The 16,340-nt window shown below is 69.6% G+C and carries 19 protein-coding genes; 11 read left to right on the forward strand and 8 right to left on the reverse strand.

The features are described 5' to 3' along the window. Positions 1-3 precede the first annotated feature (3 nt). The 3 genes from ectA to JAV51_RS02095 form a co-directional block, all read right to left on the reverse strand. A complete protein-coding gene (ectA, locus tag JAV51_RS02085) occupies positions 4-549 on the reverse strand; it encodes a diaminobutyrate acetyltransferase (protein ID WP_197318854.1) in 546 nt (181 codons plus the stop codon). A gap of 324 nt (positions 550-873) precedes the next feature. Then, entirely contained in the window at positions 874-1,446 is a 573-nt protein-coding gene (locus tag JAV51_RS02090) for an HhH-GPD-type base excision DNA repair protein (protein WP_197318855.1), read from the reverse strand. 4 nt (positions 1,447-1,450) lie between these two features. Further along, entirely contained in the window at positions 1,451-2,494 is a 1,044-nt protein-coding gene (locus JAV51_RS02095) for a helix-turn-helix domain-containing protein (RefSeq protein WP_197318856.1), read from the reverse strand. A gap of 177 nt (positions 2,495-2,671) precedes the next feature. Between JAV51_RS02095 and JAV51_RS02100 the strand changes: the two genes are divergently transcribed. From JAV51_RS02100 to JAV51_RS02110, 3 genes are all read left to right on the forward strand, one after another. Continuing rightward, positions 2,672-3,064, forward strand: a complete 393-nt coding sequence (locus tag JAV51_RS02100; RefSeq protein ID WP_197318857.1) for a cupin domain-containing protein — start codon at positions 2,672-2,674, stop codon at positions 3,062-3,064. Between the two features lie 79 nt (positions 3,065-3,143). Further along, complete coding sequence (locus JAV51_RS02105) at positions 3,144-3,575, forward strand: helix-turn-helix domain-containing protein (protein WP_197318858.1); 432 nt, start codon at positions 3,144-3,146, stop codon at positions 3,573-3,575. A 52-nt stretch (positions 3,576-3,627) separates the two neighbouring features. Further along, on the forward strand, positions 3,628-4,209 hold the full coding sequence (locus tag JAV51_RS02110) for a PIN domain-containing protein (RefSeq protein WP_197318859.1): 582 nt from the start codon (positions 3,628-3,630) through the stop codon (positions 4,207-4,209). 17 nt (positions 4,210-4,226) lie between these two features. Here the strand turns inward: JAV51_RS02110 and JAV51_RS02115 are convergent, their stop codons facing one another. Then, positions 4,227-4,733, reverse strand: coding sequence for a DUF664 domain-containing protein (locus JAV51_RS02115; RefSeq protein WP_197318860.1), 507 nt, complete (start codon positions 4,731-4,733; stop codon positions 4,227-4,229). 61 nt (positions 4,734-4,794) lie between these two features. Then, a complete protein-coding gene (locus JAV51_RS02120) occupies positions 4,795-5,955 on the reverse strand; it encodes an ROK family transcriptional regulator (protein WP_197318861.1) in 1,161 nt (386 codons plus the stop codon). 74 nt (positions 5,956-6,029) lie between these two features. On the opposite strand from JAV51_RS02120, the gene JAV51_RS02125 reads away from it, so the two are divergent. Genes JAV51_RS02125 through JAV51_RS02145 form a run of 5 tightly spaced genes read left to right on the forward strand, consistent with a single transcriptional unit; the run spans position 6,030 to position 11,517 of the window. Beyond that, entirely contained in the window at positions 6,030-7,340 is a 1,311-nt protein-coding gene (locus JAV51_RS02125; protein WP_197318862.1) for an ABC transporter substrate-binding protein, read from the forward strand. Next, the gene (locus tag JAV51_RS02130) at positions 7,340-8,185 is read left to right on the forward strand and encodes a carbohydrate ABC transporter permease (RefSeq protein ID WP_197318863.1); all 846 of its coding nucleotides are present in this window, start codon (positions 7,340-7,342) and stop codon (positions 8,183-8,185) included. Before JAV51_RS02125 ends, JAV51_RS02130 begins: the two co-directional genes overlap by 1 nt. After that, complete coding sequence (locus JAV51_RS02135; RefSeq protein WP_197318864.1) at positions 8,182-9,054, forward strand: carbohydrate ABC transporter permease; 873 nt, start codon at positions 8,182-8,184, stop codon at positions 9,052-9,054. The genes JAV51_RS02130 and JAV51_RS02135 overlap by 4 nt, the downstream gene beginning before the upstream one ends. A gap of 10 nt (positions 9,055-9,064) precedes the next feature. Beyond that, positions 9,065-10,159: an ABC transporter ATP-binding protein gene (locus tag JAV51_RS02140; RefSeq protein ID WP_197318865.1), complete on the forward strand. Its 1,095-nt coding sequence runs from the start codon at positions 9,065-9,067 to the stop codon at positions 10,157-10,159. Beyond that, a complete protein-coding gene (locus JAV51_RS02145; RefSeq protein ID WP_197318866.1) occupies positions 10,156-11,517 on the forward strand; it encodes a glycogen debranching protein in 1,362 nt (453 codons plus the stop codon). The genes JAV51_RS02140 and JAV51_RS02145 overlap by 4 nt, the downstream gene beginning before the upstream one ends. Before the next feature lie 5 nt (positions 11,518-11,522). On the opposite strand, the gene JAV51_RS02150 is transcribed toward JAV51_RS02145, so the two are convergent. From JAV51_RS02150 to JAV51_RS02160, 3 genes are all read right to left on the reverse strand, one after another. Further along, a complete protein-coding gene (locus JAV51_RS02150) occupies positions 11,523-12,149 on the reverse strand; it encodes a hypothetical protein (RefSeq protein ID WP_307845707.1) in 627 nt (208 codons plus the stop codon). Between the two features lie 529 nt (positions 12,150-12,678). Next, a complete protein-coding gene (locus tag JAV51_RS02155) occupies positions 12,679-13,290 on the reverse strand; it encodes an alpha/beta hydrolase (protein ID WP_197318867.1) in 612 nt (203 codons plus the stop codon). Further along, complete coding sequence (locus tag JAV51_RS02160; protein WP_197318868.1) at positions 13,287-14,252, reverse strand: ring-cleaving dioxygenase; 966 nt, start codon at positions 14,250-14,252, stop codon at positions 13,287-13,289. The genes JAV51_RS02155 and JAV51_RS02160 overlap by 4 nt, the downstream gene beginning before the upstream one ends. 376 nt (positions 14,253-14,628) lie before the next feature. On the opposite strand from JAV51_RS02160, the gene JAV51_RS02165 reads away from it, so the two are divergent. From JAV51_RS02165 to JAV51_RS02175, 3 genes are all read left to right on the forward strand, one after another. Then, positions 14,629-15,060: a hypothetical protein gene (locus JAV51_RS02165; RefSeq protein WP_197318869.1), complete on the forward strand. Its 432-nt coding sequence runs from the start codon at positions 14,629-14,631 to the stop codon at positions 15,058-15,060. A gap of 238 nt (positions 15,061-15,298) precedes the next feature. Next, positions 15,299-15,709, forward strand: a complete 411-nt coding sequence (locus tag JAV51_RS02170) for a hypothetical protein (RefSeq protein ID WP_197318870.1) — start codon at positions 15,299-15,301, stop codon at positions 15,707-15,709. 184 nt (positions 15,710-15,893) lie between these two features. Next, positions 15,894-16,274 carry a hypothetical protein gene (locus tag JAV51_RS02175; RefSeq protein ID WP_197318871.1) on the forward strand — a complete coding sequence of 127 codons (381 nt, stop codon included), beginning with the start codon at positions 15,894-15,896 and terminating at the stop codon, positions 16,272-16,274. Positions 16,275-16,340: the final 66 nt, after the last annotated feature.

A 16,340-nucleotide genomic window follows, 5' to 3' on the forward strand; every position in this document is an offset into this window, starting at 1 on the left:
CGATCACTGTGATTGCTGGGCGCTCGAAAGCGGGCCGATACGGAAGAGATCCTCGGGCTCGTGGCCGTCGGGGAAGTCGCCCGACTCGAACAGCCGCGACCGCTCCAGCGTCGCGTTCCACCTCTTGGCGAACGAGGAGAACAACCTGATCGACGCCTCGTTGTCGGGCGTGATCGTGGTGTCCAGATACCGCACTCCGGAGTCCACGAGCCTACCGAACAGGTCGTCGAGCAGGGTTCCCGCGAGCCCGCGGCCCCGCTGCGAGGCGTCAACGGCGACCTGCCACACCAGCACGGACTCGGGGTCCGTGGGGCGACGGTAACCGATGACGAAACCGACGATTTCTCCGTCGACGCGTGCGACGACCGACGTGTCGGCGAAATCGACACACCACAGCAGGTAGGCGTACGACGAGTTGAGATCCAACTTCTGCGAATCGCGGGCGATTCGCCACAAGGCCGCGCCGTCCTGCTTGGTCGGCGTTTCGATCACAATGCGGCCCGCCGATTGATTATCGCCGTTGGCACGCTCTGAGTGCTTTCCGGACATATTCAAAGAACGTAACAGAGTGCTTTGCGGGTCTCAGCCCGACGCGTCACTGCCCACCGTGACTACCTGCAACAACGCAGAAACATACGTGACAACACCAACAAAAAGGTTCCGATCAAGCCAAAAGATGTGCTATAAGCACAGCGCTGGACGCGCTCTATTCGAGCGACCTCTGAGTGAGACGGTAGTGGCGTCGGGCACAGAACGCGAGGGGCTGCGCTACTTAGCGTCCTGTCGAGTGACACGATCACCGTGTCCCGGCGGCGCGCCCCCTCCAGCACACGGGAGCCTCGGGTCACCGTCGGTGACCGGGCCGCGCGGCGGTCAACTCCGCTTCGCCGCCGCCTTCGCAGCCTTCTTGTACGCGCGGACTTCCTGCAACGTCTGTTCGTCCACGACGTCGGCGATGGAGCGCCGCGCCCCCTCCTCGCCGTAGGCTCCCGCAGCCTCCCGCCACCCTTCGGGCCGCACGCCGAGCTGCTTGCCGAGCAGCGCCAGGAAGATCCGCGCCTTCTGGTCGCCGTACCCGGGCAGCTCCTTCAACCTGCGCAGCACCTCGCGACCGTCCGGGTTCCCCTGCGTCCAGATCGCGTCGGCGCGGCCGTCGTAGTGGTCGATCAGGAATCGGCACACCGCCTGGATGCGCTTGGCCATCGCACCGGGGAACCGATGCACGGCGGGCTGTTGCGCGCACACGGCGGCGAACTCCTCGGGATCGGCCTCGGCGATGGCGTGCACGTCGAACGACCCCATCCGGTCGGCGATCTTCCTGGGCCCCGTGAAGGCCACCTCCATCGCGATCTGCTGGTCGAGCAGCATGCCCGTGAGCAGGGCAGCCGGGTCGTCGCCGAGCAGCGCGTCGGCGGCGGCGTCGCCGGTGAGGTTCAGCGTCGGCATGTCCTCATCCTCGCAGACGAACCCGCTCGTCGCCGTGGCCGCGACGCCTCACCTCGACGCTCCCGGGCAGGTGTCGATGCCCGAAGCGCCTCCGGTACTCCGTGGGACTCACCCCGACGTGCTTGCGCAGCAACGACCGCAGGTTGGAGGCCGTGCCGAGTCCGCTGGCCGCGGCGACCTGATCGAGCGGCAACTCCCCACGCTCCAACAACTGGCACGCCAATCGCACCCGCTCGCCCGTCAGCCACGCCAGCGGCGTCGTCCCCACCTCCGCGGCGAACCGGCGATGCAGCGTGGCCGGACTCACCGCCGCCCGCCGCGCCAGGTCCCGAATGGTGAGCGGCTGGTCGAGGCGTTGTTGCGCCCATTCCAGCACCTCCGCCAGGCCCGCCTCGGAACGGCGCGGCACGGGTCGCTCCACGAACTGCCGCTGGCCGCCGTCGCGGTGGGCGGCGAACACGGCGCGCCTGCTCACCGCGTTCGCAATCTCCGCTCCGTGGTCCTTCCTGATGACGTGCAGGCCGAGGTCGAGTGCCGCCGCACTGCCCGCCGCCGTCAGCACCGATTCCTCGTCGACGTAGAGGACGTCCGGATCGAGCTCGACCCGAGGGAACCGCACGCGGAAGGCGTCGGCCCACCGCCAGTGCGTCGTCGCGCGACGCCCGTCGAGCACGCCCGCCTCGGCCAGGGTGAACGCCCCGGTGCAGAAGCTCATCAGCCGAGCACCACGCGCGGCGGCCGCTCGCACCGCCTCCAGCACCGACTCCGACGGCCGGACCTCGGGATCGGGCCGGTTGGGCACCAGCACCGTGTCGGCCTGCTCGACGACCTCCAGGGAGGCGACGTCGGTGAGCCGGAAGAAGCCCGCGTGCATCGACACGGTCGGGGTCGCCGCGCAGAGTCGGAACTCGTACCACGGCGAGCGCAGCGCGCCGTCCAGCTCGGGACGACGAAGTCCGAACAGTTCCGTGGCCACCCCGAGTTCGAACGGGTTGGACCCGTCGTCCACGATCGCGACCACCCGATGCGCCGACTGCGACGACTGCATCTGCGCTTTCTAACACTTCCGGGGGACCTTCGCAGGCCGTTCGGACGAGATCGGTCAGGCCCGGACGGCCGAGCGCCGGGCCGAAGGCCGATCGCGGGAGACGGCTGCGACGACTCTTGCGAAACGTGCGCGTCCTGCCACTTCCGACGTCCGCCGCCGCGCTGCAAGCTCACCACCATGAACGCTGAACCCCTCGACCTCGGTGAGGCACTCTCGCGCTTCGACCAGCTCTGGAGCCCCCGGATCGTCGCCACGGTCAACGACCACGACGTGCGCGTGGCCAAGGTCGCGGGAGAGCACCTGTGGCACGCCCACGACGACGGCGACGAGTTCTTCTGCGTGCTCGACGGCGAGTTGCGGATCGCGCTCCGGCAGGGGGCCGACGAACGCACCGTGACGCTTCCGAAGGGCTCGGTGTTCGTGGTGCCGCGCGGAGTCGAACACAAGCCGTCGTCGCCTGATGGCGCCTCCATCCTGCTGTTCGAGCGCACCGGAACGTCGAGCGTCGGGATCCGGCACGACGACGTGCCGGATCACGTGGACGCCACCACCGGACACACCCTCGCCTGAGTCACCGATTCCCGGTTGCCCCCGCTCCGACCACCGGCTTACACTTACAAGTGGAATACCGAGGGGTGGGAGCATCACCATGGCGACCAAGTCGAACGAGCGCGACGTGGTGCTGACCGACTCGCGACAGCGCGACCAGGCACGGCAAGTGGTCGACTCCTTCACCAGCGACCCCACGCAGTTCACCGCGGCCACGCCGGACGGCGAGTCCATCGCCGTGCCACCCGAGTTATCCGGCATCATCCGCCACCTCCTTCGTGTCGTGGCGGACGGCGGCGCGATCACCGTCAGCGCGATGCCGGAGGAACTGACCACGACGGTGGCCGCGAGGGAACTCGGCATCTCCCGGCCGACGCTCATGAAGAAGATCAAGGCCGGCGAGATTCCGGCGCACAAGGTGGGGACACACACCCGACTCCGCACCGCAGACGTCCTCGCGATGCGCGACGCCAGGCTGGCACGTCGCCGCGCCGCGTTCGAGGAGTTGCGTGCCCTCGACGACGAGGACTGATTTTTCTCGAACCGCGGGATCGCCGCCTGCGCTTTTCGCTAACGTCTGGCGCATGTCGATCCCGCGGGTCCTCGTCGACGCCAATGTCCTCTACTCTAGAACATTGCGCGACTGGCTCGCACTGATATCGCTGAGCCTGGACGACGAACCGTACCGGGTCTACTGGACCGAGGACATCCTTGCCGAGACCCTCTACCGCCTACGGCGGAAGCACCCGGGGTGGGACGGCAGGAAGATCGCCGACGTCCGGGACAAGATCGAGCGCGCGTTCGAGGGCGGTCGCGTCGAGGACTTCGTCGTCGACACGACGTTTCCCGGCAGAGACGCCGACGACGCGCACGTCCACGCAGCCGCTCTCGCCTGCGACGCCGACATCCTCCTCACGGCGGACAACGGCTTCGTCAGCGGTGACGTCGACCCAGACTCGCTACCGTACGAGGTCTTCACCCCGGACGAATTCTTCGTTCACGTCGATGACACCGCACCCGTGCACGTCGAGACGGCGACGGCGAACCAGACGCGCTACTGGCGACGACGGAGCGGACGGGCTCCGTTGGGCGAGCAGTTGGCACGAGCGGGCTGCCCTCGGTTCGCCGAACGGGTGAGGGCGTACCAGAGCTTCCTGTCCTTCTGACCGCGCACCGTCGCCGGTCAGCGGTGCAGCAACAACCCCCGGACGAATGCCGCTTGGCCCGCGTGCTGCAGGTCGTCGGCGATCACGCTGACCAGCCGCACGCCCAACGTGACGGGCGGGCTCCACGACTCGTCGATCACCACGTCCAGGTCCTCGGCGCTGATGTCGTCGAGGTAGGCCAGAGTCCGCTCGTGCACGGCGTCGTAGTAGCCGGTCAGCAACCGCACCGACCGCACCTGCACGAGGTCGACCTCCTCGTTCGTGTGCCCGAAGCCCGTGTCGTCCTGCGGGAGATCCAGCCCGAACCGCCTGTACCAGCCGTCGGCCGTCCAGGTCTGCTCCCGCTCGGCCACCTCGGACACGTGATCGTCCTGGACACGGGCGAGATGCCACAACAACCACGCGATCGAGTTGGACTGCCCGATTCGCTCGTTGATTTGGGACACCTTCAGTCCGCGAACGGCGTCGTGCACGGACTGTCTGACACGGTCGAACCCGTCGGTGAGAACCTCGACGCTGTCCATTCGAACATTGTCGGACAGATACGCACCTCCCGCCGGAGACGACGTCCGTACGTGGGGCCTCTCAGGTGGCGCGGCGGCAGAGAGCGTCCACGGTCGCGGGCGAGAGCATCTCGTCGGCCACCAGTCCCGAGAGCCCGACGAAGGCACCTCGGTCGCCGAGTTGCGAGGCCGCGATGTCGAGCTTGCGCAACGCGTTGGCGTGGGCGTTCGCCTCCACCGTCGACCGCAACGCGGCCACGAACGGCGGCAACACGCCCACCTCGCCACCCAACCGCACGTGGCGGGGGTTCACGATCGTCACCACGGTCGCGAGCACCGTGCCCACCAGGCGTCCCGCCGCCGACACCGCCTCCACGGCCTCGGGGCGGCCCTCGGCGACCCGCCGCACCACGTCGCTCACCGACCGCACACCGTGCTCGCGCAGCGCCCGCACCAGAGCCTGCCCGCTCGCCTCGGCGGCCACGCAGCCACGCCGACCGCACGTGCAGCGACGCTCGCTGCCTTCCACCCTCATGTGCCCGATCTCGCCCGCCGAACCGGTCTCGCCCCGAAGCGCGCGGCCCGCGATCACCACGCCCGCCCCGATCCCGGTACCGACCTTGACTCCCACGAGCGTCGCCTCGGGGCGCCCCATCGCGTAGTAGTCGGCCAGCGCGAGCGCGTTCGCGTCGTTCTCCAACATCACGGGCACCCCGAACGCGTCGGCGAACGGCTGCCGCAGCCGCACCGAGCCCCACTCCCGCATCGTCGGCGGAGCGGTCGTCACTCCCGTGTCGTGATCCACCTGCCCCGGCACGGACAGCCCCACGGCACACAGGTCCTCGGCGCGTTCCGAGGTTGCCAGCAACGCCCGCGCCTCGGCCACCAGCATCGGCAACGTCTCGTTCGGACTGTGTCGCGTGGACAGTCGAAGGTCGTGGCGCGCCAGGATGCTTCCCGCGAGATCCGCCACCGCGAGCGTGGCGTGACTCTGCCCGATGTCGGCCACCAGCGCTGTGCGGCCGACGTCGTTGACCGCGAGCAGCTCCGCCCTGCGCCCGCCACTGGAGCGCCGGAACCCGACCTGCCGCACGAGATCCACCCGACGCAACGCGTCGAGCCGCTCGACCATCGTCACCCGCGACACTCCGACCCGTTCCTGCAGCTCCTGCCGGGTGAGGGGACCGTGGGCACGGAGGACGGCGAGCACGTGTCCCGGCGAGGTGGGGTTGATGTCGAGCATGGTTGACAGAATGGCCCAGTCCACTTATGTTCACCAGCCTGACAAAAGTCGTCTGCGCCAGTCCTGGAGTCTCGATGCGGAGAGTCGGTCTCAGTCGGCGTTCGCTCCTGCGCGCCGCCGGGCTCGGCGCGGTGGCGTTGGCCGCAGGGTGCACCGGCTTCGCCACCACGGGAAACGGCGGCATGGTGCTGCTGTCGACGCAGTTCCATCCCGTCGACGAAGCCGAACGATTCCGGCGGCTTTTGGCCGACACCGCGCCCGGCGAGGTCAGCTACGTGACCATCGAGGAAGGGCCGTTCGCCAGCCAGATCCGCAGTCAGGTCGACGCGGGCGCCACGCAACTCGGCCTCGTCGCGGGCCTGCACGGCGACCTGGCCCCGCTCGCGGGCGACTACCTCACCGACGTCACCGACCTGCTACGCCGCCTCGGTGATCGCGGTTGGCCGCCCGAGTACCTGGAGCTGGCCCGCACGGGCACCGACCGCCACTGGTACGTGCCGTGGGCGACCGCCAGTTACGTGCTCGCCGCCCACGCCGACGCACTCGAACACCTGCCGTCCGGGGTCGACGCCGACGCGCTGACCTACGACGACTTCCTGGACTGGGCCGTCGCCGCCCGGCGGGCCAACGGCAACCGACCGATGCTCGGACTCCCGGCCGGGCCGGACGGGCTGCTGCACCGGTTCACCCAGGGCTACCTGCTGCCGTCCTTCACAGGCGGCCAGATCACCACCTTCCGCTCCGACGAGGCCGTGACCGCGTGGGAGTACCTGCGCGAGTTGTGGGCGAACTGCACCCCCTCCAGCACCACCTACGGCTTCATGCAGGAGCCGCTGGAGAACGGCGAGGTGCGCATGGCGTGGGACCACGTCGTGCGGTTGGTCCAGGCCCCGGAACGCGATCCGGAGAACTGGCGCATGCTGCCCAGCCCGCGCGGCCCCCACGGTCTCGGCTACATGGCCGTCGTCGCGGGCCTCGCGATCCCGAAGGGCAGCACCGACCCCGACCTGGCCGAACGCACCATCGACGCGCTGTGCCGGCCGGAGACGCAGATCGGCCTGCTCCGCTCCAACGGCTTCTTCCCCGCCGTGGCCGCACAGATCCCGGACGATCTCGCGCCCGCCATCGCGCTGGAGGCCGACGCGGTGCGCAGGCAGCAAGAGGCCGAGGACAGCGTGCTCTCGCTGCCCCCGGTGGGGCTGGGCGACCGTGAGGGCGAGGTGACGAAGGTCTTCCAGGACACCTTCCGCTCCATCGTCCTCGACGGCGCTCCGATCAGGTCCACACTGGATCACCAGGCCGAAGTGCTGCAGCGACTCCTCGACGAGTTGCGCATCCCGTGCTGGGCGCCCGACCCGGCCGCCGAGTTGTGTGGGGTGGCGTGATGGCCCGGTTCGTGCGCTCGCCGTGGATCCTGTTGCTGCCCTCGGTCGTGCTGATGCTCGCCTTATTCGGCTGGCCGCTGCTCCAGGCGATCATCGTGGCGTTCACCGACGACGACGGCGTGACGCTGTCGCACTGGCAACGGCTGATCGACGACCCCTACTTCCTGCGGGCTCTGCGCAACACGCTGCTGCTCATCGTGATCGTCGTGCCGATCCAGCTCGTGCTGTCCGTCGGCATGGCGTTGCTGATGCAGGCTCGTCCCCGCTTCGCCGGGGTGCACTTCTACCTGTGGTGCGTGCCCCTCGCGATCTCCGAGCTGGCGGCGGGCCTGGTGTGGCTGTCGGTGTTCGACAACCGCGGATACCTGAATTCGCTGCTCGTGTCCCTCGGCCTGTCCGAGCACGGCGTGCAGTGGCTGGGCTACGACAGTCCCACGACGATGCTGCTCGCCGTGGTGGTGGCCGAGGTGTGGCGGGCCACGGCGCTCATGTTCGTCATCGTCGTCGCGGGCGTGCAGATGATCCCGCGCGACTACGACGAGGCCGCGCAGGTGTTCGGCGCGTCGCTGTGGCAGCGACTGCGGCACGTGACGTTGCCGCTGCTCGCGCCGAGCCTGCAGGTGGCGCTGATACTGCGCACGATTCTGGCGTTGCAGGCGTTCGCGGTGGCTCAGGCACTCACCGGCCGCGACTTCCCGCTGCTCGTCGGCGAGACCTACGAGTGGTACGTCAACCTGCAGAACCCGGCCGTCGCCAGTGCGGTCGCACTCGTGGTGCTCGTGGTCTCGTTGGGCACGGCGGTGCTGTACCTGCGCACGGTCCGCACCTCGGAGGACGCGCGATGAGCACCCAGGTCACGGGCCGACCACAGCGCACGCTGCCCGAGGTCGACCTCGCTCCCCTGCGCCGACGCCGTCGGCGGGCACTCGCCGTCCAGGTGGCCTGCACCGCCGTGACGTTGTTCATGGCCGTGCCCATCCTGCTGATCGCGCTGGCCGCCGTGTCGTCACGCCAGTCGCTCGCAGAATTCCCGAAGTCGCTGATACCCAGCGAGTTCTCACTGGAGACGCTCCAGGCGTTCGTGTCGGCCACCGGCACTCTCCCGGCGTTCGGCAACTCGCTGCTCGTCGGGCTCTACACCGTGTTCTGGTCGCTGGTGGTCGGCGCGCCCGCCGGATACGCGCTGGCGCGGCACGTCTTCCGGGGCAAGGACGCCTACCGCGTGTTCATGCTCCTGGTGCGTGCCCTGCCGATCGTGGTGCTGTCGGTGCCGCTGGCCACCATGTTCCTGCGGCTGGACGTCTACGACACCGTCTTCGCCACCACTCTGGTGCACACCACGCTCGCGCTGCCCACCACCGTGCTGATCACGGCCAGCATCTTCGTCTCGGTGCCCACGGACGTCGAGGAGGCCGCACAGGTCTTCGGGTGCACTCGGTGGCAGGCCGCCCGCCGGGTGGTGGTGCCGCTCGCGTTGCCCGGCCTCGCCGCGTCGTCCATCTTCACGTTCGTCCTGTCGTGGAACGAGATCCTGGGCGCCACGGTGGTCACGCTCGGCCACCGCACCCTGCCCGCACAGGTACTGACGTCCCTGGCCGAGGCGTCGGTCGCCTACCGCTTCGCCGGCGGGTTCGCGCTGATCGTGCCCGCGTTGTTGTTCATCTTTCTGATGCGCCGCTACCTGCTGAACATGTGGGGCACCACGCTCCGATGAGGGGGTATCCATGGCCGAGGTCGTCCTGAAGGACCTCGTCAAGACCTACGCCGGCAACGACTCCCGGGCCACCGACGAGGTGTCGCTGACCGTGGCCGACGGCGAGTTCATGGTGCTGCTCGGGCCGTCCGGCTGCGGCAAGACGACGCTGCTGCGCATGGTCGCGGGCCTGGAGCTGCCGGACTCGGGGCAGATCGTCATCGGCGACCGCGACGTCACCTACCTGGAGCCGCGACGACGCAACCTGTCGATGGTCTTCCAGTCCTACGCCGTGTTCCCCAACAAGTCGGTGGCCGACAACATCGGGTTCGGGCTGCAGGTGCGCAAACTGCCCGCCGACGAGATCCGCCGCAAGGTGGAGTGGGCCGCCGACCTGTTGCAGCTCACGCCCTACCTCGACCGGTACCCGGCGAAGCTGTCGGGCGGGCAACGTCAGCGGGTGGCGGTGGCCAGAGCCATCGTCATGGACGCCGACGTGTTGCTGATGGACGAGCCGCTGTCGAACCTCGACGCCCTGCTGCGCCTGTCGTTCCGGGCCGAGCTGAAGAAACTGGTCGGCGAACTCGGCACCACCACGCTGTACGTGACGCACGACCAGGTGGAGGCACTGTCGCTGGGCGACCGCGTCGCGGTGATGCGTGACGGCGCCATCGTGCAGTGCGACGCACCGACGTCGGTCTACGACGACCCGGCCGACACATTCGTCGGGGGTTTCCTGGGCAGCCCGCCCATGAACTTCCTGACCGGCACCGTGCAGCGCGCCGAGTCGGGTCGGCTCACCGTGGACTTCGGGGGGCAGTCGGTGCCGTTACCGCAGGCGCTGTCGTCGTACGAAGGCAAGTCGCTGACGTTGGGGGTCCGTCCCGAGGCCGTCGCGGTCGAGGGCACTGCCGACGGTGAGGCCACGCTGCGGGGTTCGCTGCAGGTGCTGGAGCCGCTCGGCTCGGCGGTGCTGCTCACCACCGAGGTGTGCGGGCAGCCGGTGAAGGTGCAGGCACCGGCGACGTTCCGGGCCGAGACGGCCACGGAGCTGCGGTTGCGGCTGCCCTCGGCTCAGTGCCGGTGGTACGACCCCGACACGGGACTGCTGTTGGAGGCACGGTGACCGCGTCGTCGGACCTGCGACCCCCCGGACTCTCCGGTCCCGCGCTGGCCGCCCGGGCCGCCGCCGTGCTGCGGGACAACGACGTCGGCGCGCTGGTCACCGCCTCCCCCAAGCTGTACCCGCACATGTGGAGCTGGGACGCCGCGTTCATCGCCATCGGCCTGGCCTACCTCGACGTGCGCCGGGCGTTGACGGAACTCGACACCCTGTTCGCGGCGCAGTGGTCGGACGGGATGCTGCCCCACATCGTCTTCACCGACGCGGACGGTTACTTCCCCGGGCCGGATCGCTGGGGCACCGACGACGCCCCGCAGCGCCCGGCGACCGTGCGGACCTCGGGAATCTGTCAACCGCCGGTGCACGCCATCGCGCTGCGCCGCATCGTCGCCATCGCCCGCCGCACCTCGCCCGCGGACGCCGAACTCGCCGAGAGCTTCACCGCCCGTGCGTGGGACGCGCTCTACCGCTGGCACCGTTGGCTCGCCACCTACCGCGTCTCCCCGGAGTGCGGCCTGGTCACCATCGTGCACGGGTGGGAGTCCGGAATGGACAATTCACCGCGCTGGGACGACGCCTACGCCGCGGTGGAACCCGGTCCGGACCTGCCGCCGTACGTGCGACTCGACACGCTCGGCGTCGACGACCCCGGCGAGCGGCCCAGCGACGCCGAGTACGACCGCTACCTCTGGCTCGTCGAGCAGATGCGCCGGGTGCGCTACGACGCCACGGCGGTGGTGCGGAACTCGGACTTCCGCGTCGGCGACGTGTTCAGCACGGCCCTGTTCGCCCTCGCCTGCGACGACCTCGTCGCGCTGGCCGACGAGCTCGACCTGCCCGTCACCCGCGAGGTGACCGACCTTGGGGAGTGGGCACGCGCCGCGCGACGCGCCGTCGCCGAGGCCGCCGACCCGCGTGGCCTGGCCCACGACCGCGATCTGCGACGGAACCGCCCGCTGCGCGCACCGACCGTGGCCTCGTTCGCCCCCGTGCTCTGCGGGGCCCTACCGACGGCGACGGAGTCCCGGTTGCTCGACGAGCTGGCCGGCCCGGACTGGGCCGGACATCCCGACTTCGTGGCCGCGGTGCCCCCGTCGGTGTCACCCCGCGAACCCGGGTTCGACTCCCGCCGATACTGGCGTGGTCCACAGTGGCCAGTGGTGACCTGGTTGTTCAGCCACGCGTTGCGGCGCGGCGGCCACACCGCCCTCGCGGCGCGCTGGCGCGAGGAAGGGCTCCGGCTCGTCTCCGACGGCTCCTTCGGCGAGTACTACGAACCCTTCACCGGTGAGCCGTTGGGCAGTACGCAGCAGTCGTGGACGGCGGCCGTGGCACTGGACTGGCTCTGCGGCGAGTGGTGACGTCCTCAGCCGTCCGCCGGATCGCAGGCCCGCCAGAGCCGCGCGCCGAAGGGTGAGATACCGACCGCGCCCCGGACGAATCTCGGCCGGCGCGCGGTCCTGGTGGCAGCGACGACACTCTCGTCGGCCAGCAGCACCTCGTACTGCGTGGCCAGGCTGCGCTCCTCCGGCCCCAGCTCGGCGAGCCCGAACGCCACGAGCCTGCCCAGGTACACGGGCACGGCGTCGGTCAGCGTGACCCCGGCCGCGCTGCCGACGGTGGAGGCGTGCCGCAGCAGCACCGCGTTGGTCCGCAGGAAACCTCGCTCGACGACGTCGACCGTGGGCCACGTCTCGCCCTGGGCGAGCAGCCGCAGCAGGCGAACCTCGTCGGGCACGAGCGACCGCATCACCGCGTCGTACAACCGCCAGGTGGCCGCGTCCTCCCTCTGCTCGGCCGACTCATCGAGCAACGCCGCCGTCCTCGCCCGCACCGCGTCACGGGGAGCGTCGGCGGTGGGCAGTTCGCCCCGACGGGAAGGGCGTGAGTCGGTGGCCTCGGCCCCGGGTAACAGCGTCACCAGCTCGTAGCCCGTGCGCGCGGCCCAGCCGGCCGCCCTGCCCATCCGCCGTACCAGTTGTCCGGTCGCCACGTCCCGATGGTGCCTGCCGGTGACGACACAGCGCTACCCCTTCGGGTGATGCGGGTCGGGAGGCACGAACCCCCAGCGTTCCAGCGCAGCACGGATGAAGTCCGCACCGATCCGATTGGTCTGGGCGACGTTTCCCTCTGGGCGCGCGGGCACGGCGTCGGAGCCGTCAATCACCCGGAAACTTTCGGCACGCGGATGTTTCCAGTGCCCGCCGCACCCGGCGGGACACGGAACCTCCATGGCCCGGAGAACACCGCGGTGAGGCTGTTGCCACCTCAGGACGCCGGTGTCCTCGCACAAAGCGCAGTCGTCACTTCGGAACCTGGCCGAGTCCTCCGCAGTTCCCACAGGGGTCCTTCCGGTTGGGCGCGAGCCCGGATCCGAGGCAGCGCGGGCAGTTCACCATGTCGCCGAAGTTCATCGTGCATCTTCCTCTGCGTTTCCGGAAGCGAACACGACTATATTCGCGTGATCGGGTCACTCCCCTTGACCGACCCCACGATCACCCGTTCGCCGCAGTGACGTCTCCTCAAGCCCCCAGCCATTCCTTCGCCGCGGCCATGCCGTCGACGGTGATCTGATGCCCGCCGCTGTGCCAGTGCTCGGTGACGTCCGAGCCGCGTTCCCGCAGCGCCGCCGCGAGTTCCTGCGCCGGCACCAACGGGGCCATGGGGTCGTGTCGCCCGTTCGCCATCAACACCCGCGTGCCCGTGAGATCGTGCCGAGGCGGCTCGGGAATCGGCAGCATCGCCGCGAACAACACCGCCTCGCGGAGCACGTCGGGGCGCAGCAGAACGGTGGCCGCCGCGATGTTGGCGCCGTTCGAGAATCCCGCCGCCACGAGCCGACGCCCGTCGAGGCCGTAGCGGTGCCGCGCCTCCGTCACGAAGTCGGCCAACTGACCTGCCCGGTGGACGACGTCCTCGGTGTCGAACACTCCCTCGGCGTGCCGACGGAACCACCGTGCCGCCCCGTGTTCCGACACCGGGCCCGCAGGAGCGATCATGGGCGAGGCCGGACACAGTTCCTTGCCCAGCGACAGGATGTCCGTCGGGCTTCCCCCGGTGCCGTGCAGGAGCAACAGGACCGGAGCCCCGGCGCTGCCCTCCACGAACTCGTGCTCGAACGTCAGATCGGTCATGCGCTCACCGGGTTGTTCTCACGCGGAAGGTCCAGCTCCGGCAGCATGGCGGCGATCTGCTCCCGGTCGGGCTCCAGCCAAGGCGGCAACCTCAGCGCCCGCCCCAACTCCAGCAACGGCTCGTCGACCGTGAAGCCCGGCTGGTCGGTGGCGAGCTCCAGCAGCGTCCCTCCCGGTTCCCGGAAGTAGATCGAACGGAAGTACTGCCGGTCCATGATCGACGTGACTCCGACGCCGCGGTCGAGCAGCTCCTCCCGCCACGCGGCCTGGGTCGACTCGTCGGGAGCCCGCCACGCCACGTGGTGGACGGTGCCCGCCGCGACCAGACCCCGGGGCGCGTCCGGCGTCACGAGGACGTCCACGGTCGCGCCGGGGCCACCGTCGCCCGCGACGAATCGGAACCGGTTGCCCTCCTCGTGGGCGAAGTGCAGGCCGAGCCCTTCGGTGAGCATCCCGGCCGTCGCGTCCTCCCGGTTCACCGACAACGTCACCGAGTGCAGGCCCCGCACGGCGTGCTCGGCGGGCACCATCGGCGTGTCCCACGGGGCACGCGGGTCACCCTGCTCGTGCGCGACGAGCGCCAGCGACAGCCCGTCGGGGTCGCGGAACGGCAGGACGTCCTCATCGTCCCGGTGGAGGATTTCGCCCGTCGACACCCCCGCGCGCCGAAGGTGTCGCTGCCACCAGCCGAGCGAGTGCTCCGGCACCGAGAACGCCGTCGCCGTGGCCTGCCCGGTTCCCAAGCGTCCTCGCGGAGCGTCCGACCAGGGGAAGAACGTCAGCAGTGTGCCGGGACGGCCGTCCTCGTTGCCGTAGTAGAGGTGGTAGGTGCCCGGGTCGTCGAAGTTCACGGTCGTCTTCACCAGCCGCAGCCCCAGCGTGCGCAGGTAGAAGTCGACGTTGCGCTGCGGGTCGCCGCCGATGGCGGTGACGTGATGCAGTCCGCTGGTCCGGTAGGACATGGCTCCTCCTCCCCGGCGGGGTACCTCCGGGTCCACGGCCATAAACGACGCCGGGGCCCGACCCGACCACGCTGTGCACACCGCGTGCCCGCCCGCGCTGGGCCGGGCACGGCACGACTCGACGGAACCACGGTCCACAGCCCGTTCGAGAATCGTGTCGATCACCGTCACGCGGAGTGGCGACACGACCCGGTGTCACACCATTTCTCCTTCCCCAGGAATTGCACCGTTTCCACTTGAATTCCATTCCGTCGATCCGGCTACGTGATCTGCACCACTCCCTATTTCCCGATTGCACGAAACCGCTGCCGGGTAGCAGGTCTCGAGGCTTCGTGCCTGCTACACGCCTGTGATCATTCGGAGAAAGGAACAACTCATGCGCAGCGTTCGTCGCGGACTGGTCGCCACTGCCATCGCCTTCCCGCTCGCGTTCGGCTTCGCCGGTGTGGCCGCCGCCGGGGAGAACACCGAGGGCAGCGTCGACTGGGCCGAGTACGAGGCGAGCATCGCCGTCGCGGGTCCCGAGGGCGCCTTCGCGGGCGAGGTCTCGGCCGAGGCGTTCCACGCCGACTTCGCGAAGGAAGTCACCAAGGACAAGAAGAAGCACGAGGACAAGAAGAAGGACCAGAAGCACGGCGACAAGCGCTCCGACGACAAGGGCGACAAGGGCTGCGACAAGAAGAAGCACGAGTCCGTGAGCGGCGAGGTGGACTACGCCGCCTACGAGGACGAGGGTGCTGCCGCCAGCTACCAGGGCGCCATCGCCTGGGACGTCGAGGCGGAGTCCTTCCACGCCGAGAAGAACTGACCTTCTCCCCTGTTCCACGGTGTGCACGGTGCCCCGGGCCGTTTTCCCGGGGCACCGCCGTGTGCGCCGTTGCCTTTGTCGTTCCTTTCGAGCTCCGAAGATCTCGCGCTACCTCACATCGGTGATTGCCGAATTCGAGCACCGCGCCGCCGCTTAGTGCCCAGGGCACCGGGTAGCACACACGTCGAGGCCTTCTGCCTCTGCCCCATCCCTGGAAATCCGGAGAAAGGAACAACTCATGCGCAGTGTTCGTCGCGGACTGGTCGCCTCCGCCCTCGCCCTGCCGCTCGCGTTCGGCTTCGCCGGTGTCGCCACTGCCGGAGAGAGCAACGGCGAAGGCAGCGTCGACTGGGCCGGGTACGAAGCGAGCTTCGCCGTGGCCGGCCCGTGGGGCGCCGCTGCCGGCGACATCGCGAGCGAGGCGTTCCACGCCTCGTACTCCGACAACGGCGACGACGACCACAAGAAGGGCAAGCACGGCGACTCCCGCCACGACGCCAGGGGCGGCGAGGACAAGCACAAGGACAAGAACGGCGACAGCGGCGAGGTCGACTGGGCTGCCTTCGAGGCGAGCGGCGCTGCCGCCGGCCCGCTCGGTGCCGCCGCCGGCAGCGTGGGAGCCGCGTCCTTCCACGCCGAGCAGGACTGATCCTCTTCGTCACGTCCTGAAAGGTGTCCCGGGAGCTTGTCCCGGGACACCTTCTCGTATGCGCACCCGACCCGGGGACATGCGTCCTCCGGTGGCCTGAAACCGGCACTACGACGGCCGGTCCGCGGGTAGGCGGAGTCGGGCTTCGTGACCACTCGCTGAACCGGAGAAGGAAGGACAACTCATGCGCAACGTTCGTCGCGGTCTCGTCGCCGCCGCCCTGGCTTTCCCGCTCGCCTTCGGCGTGGCCGGTGTGGCCGCCGCCGACGAGGTCGAAGGAAGCATCGACTGGGCCTCCTACGAGGCCGAGTACGCCTCCGCGACCTACCAGGGTGCCGAGGTCGAGGAGATCGAGAGCGAGGCGCTGCACGCCGAGTTCGAGGCCGATGTGGACGGCAAGCACCAGCGTTCCGGCGAGGCCCGCCACGACAAGGGCGACGAGCACAAGGGCGTGTCCGTGGACGTCGACTGGGCCTCGTACGAGGCCGAGGGTGCCGCCGCTGACGCGACCGGCGCCGCCGTCGGCGAGATCGAGGCCGAAGCCGCCCAGGCCGAGATCGACTGACCGAAGCGAGTCACGACTCGCTTCTCACGCCCTCCGCACGCCCGACGATGCCCCGGCACGGCCCAC

Origin of the sequence: Saccharomonospora sp. NB11 (assembly GCF_015910535.1) — a bacterium.
Lineage (GTDB): Bacteria > Actinomycetota > Actinomycetes > Mycobacteriales > Pseudonocardiaceae > Saccharomonospora.

Excerpts from the sequence above, each read along its gene's own strand:
- ectA (WP_197318854.1), bottom strand. The coding sequence starts at position 549 with ATGTCCGGAAAGCACTCAGAGCGTGCCAACGGCGATAATCAATCGGCG.
- JAV51_RS02090 (WP_197318855.1), bottom strand. The coding sequence starts at position 1,446 with ATGCCGACGCTGAACCTCACCGGCGACGCCGCCGCCGACGCGCTGCTC.
- JAV51_RS02095 (WP_197318856.1), bottom strand. The coding sequence starts at position 2,494 with ATGCAGTCGTCGCAGTCGGCGCATCGGGTGGTCGCGATCGTGGACGAC.
- JAV51_RS02100 (WP_197318857.1), top strand. The coding sequence starts at position 2,672 with ATGAACGCTGAACCCCTCGACCTCGGTGAGGCACTCTCGCGCTTCGAC.
- JAV51_RS02105 (WP_197318858.1), top strand. The coding sequence starts at position 3,144 with ATGGCGACCAAGTCGAACGAGCGCGACGTGGTGCTGACCGACTCGCGA.
- JAV51_RS02110 (WP_197318859.1), top strand. The coding sequence starts at position 3,628 with ATGTCGATCCCGCGGGTCCTCGTCGACGCCAATGTCCTCTACTCTAGA.
- JAV51_RS02115 (WP_197318860.1), bottom strand. The coding sequence starts at position 4,733 with ATGGACAGCGTCGAGGTTCTCACCGACGGGTTCGACCGTGTCAGACAG.
- JAV51_RS02120 (WP_197318861.1), bottom strand. The coding sequence starts at position 5,955 with ATGCTCGACATCAACCCCACCTCGCCGGGACACGTGCTCGCCGTCCTC.
- JAV51_RS02125 (WP_197318862.1), top strand. The coding sequence starts at position 6,030 with ATGCGGAGAGTCGGTCTCAGTCGGCGTTCGCTCCTGCGCGCCGCCGGG.
- JAV51_RS02130 (WP_197318863.1), top strand. The coding sequence starts at position 7,340 with ATGGCCCGGTTCGTGCGCTCGCCGTGGATCCTGTTGCTGCCCTCGGTC.
- JAV51_RS02135 (WP_197318864.1), top strand. The coding sequence starts at position 8,182 with ATGAGCACCCAGGTCACGGGCCGACCACAGCGCACGCTGCCCGAGGTC.
- JAV51_RS02140 (WP_197318865.1), top strand. The coding sequence starts at position 9,065 with ATGGCCGAGGTCGTCCTGAAGGACCTCGTCAAGACCTACGCCGGCAAC.
- JAV51_RS02155 (WP_197318867.1), bottom strand. The coding sequence starts at position 13,290 with ATGACCGATCTGACGTTCGAGCACGAGTTCGTGGAGGGCAGCGCCGGG.
- JAV51_RS02160 (WP_197318868.1), bottom strand. The coding sequence starts at position 14,252 with ATGTCCTACCGGACCAGCGGACTGCATCACGTCACCGCCATCGGCGGC.
- JAV51_RS02165 (WP_197318869.1), top strand. The coding sequence starts at position 14,629 with ATGCGCAGCGTTCGTCGCGGACTGGTCGCCACTGCCATCGCCTTCCCG.
- JAV51_RS02170 (WP_197318870.1), top strand. The coding sequence starts at position 15,299 with ATGCGCAGTGTTCGTCGCGGACTGGTCGCCTCCGCCCTCGCCCTGCCG.
- JAV51_RS02175 (WP_197318871.1), top strand. The coding sequence starts at position 15,894 with ATGCGCAACGTTCGTCGCGGTCTCGTCGCCGCCGCCCTGGCTTTCCCG.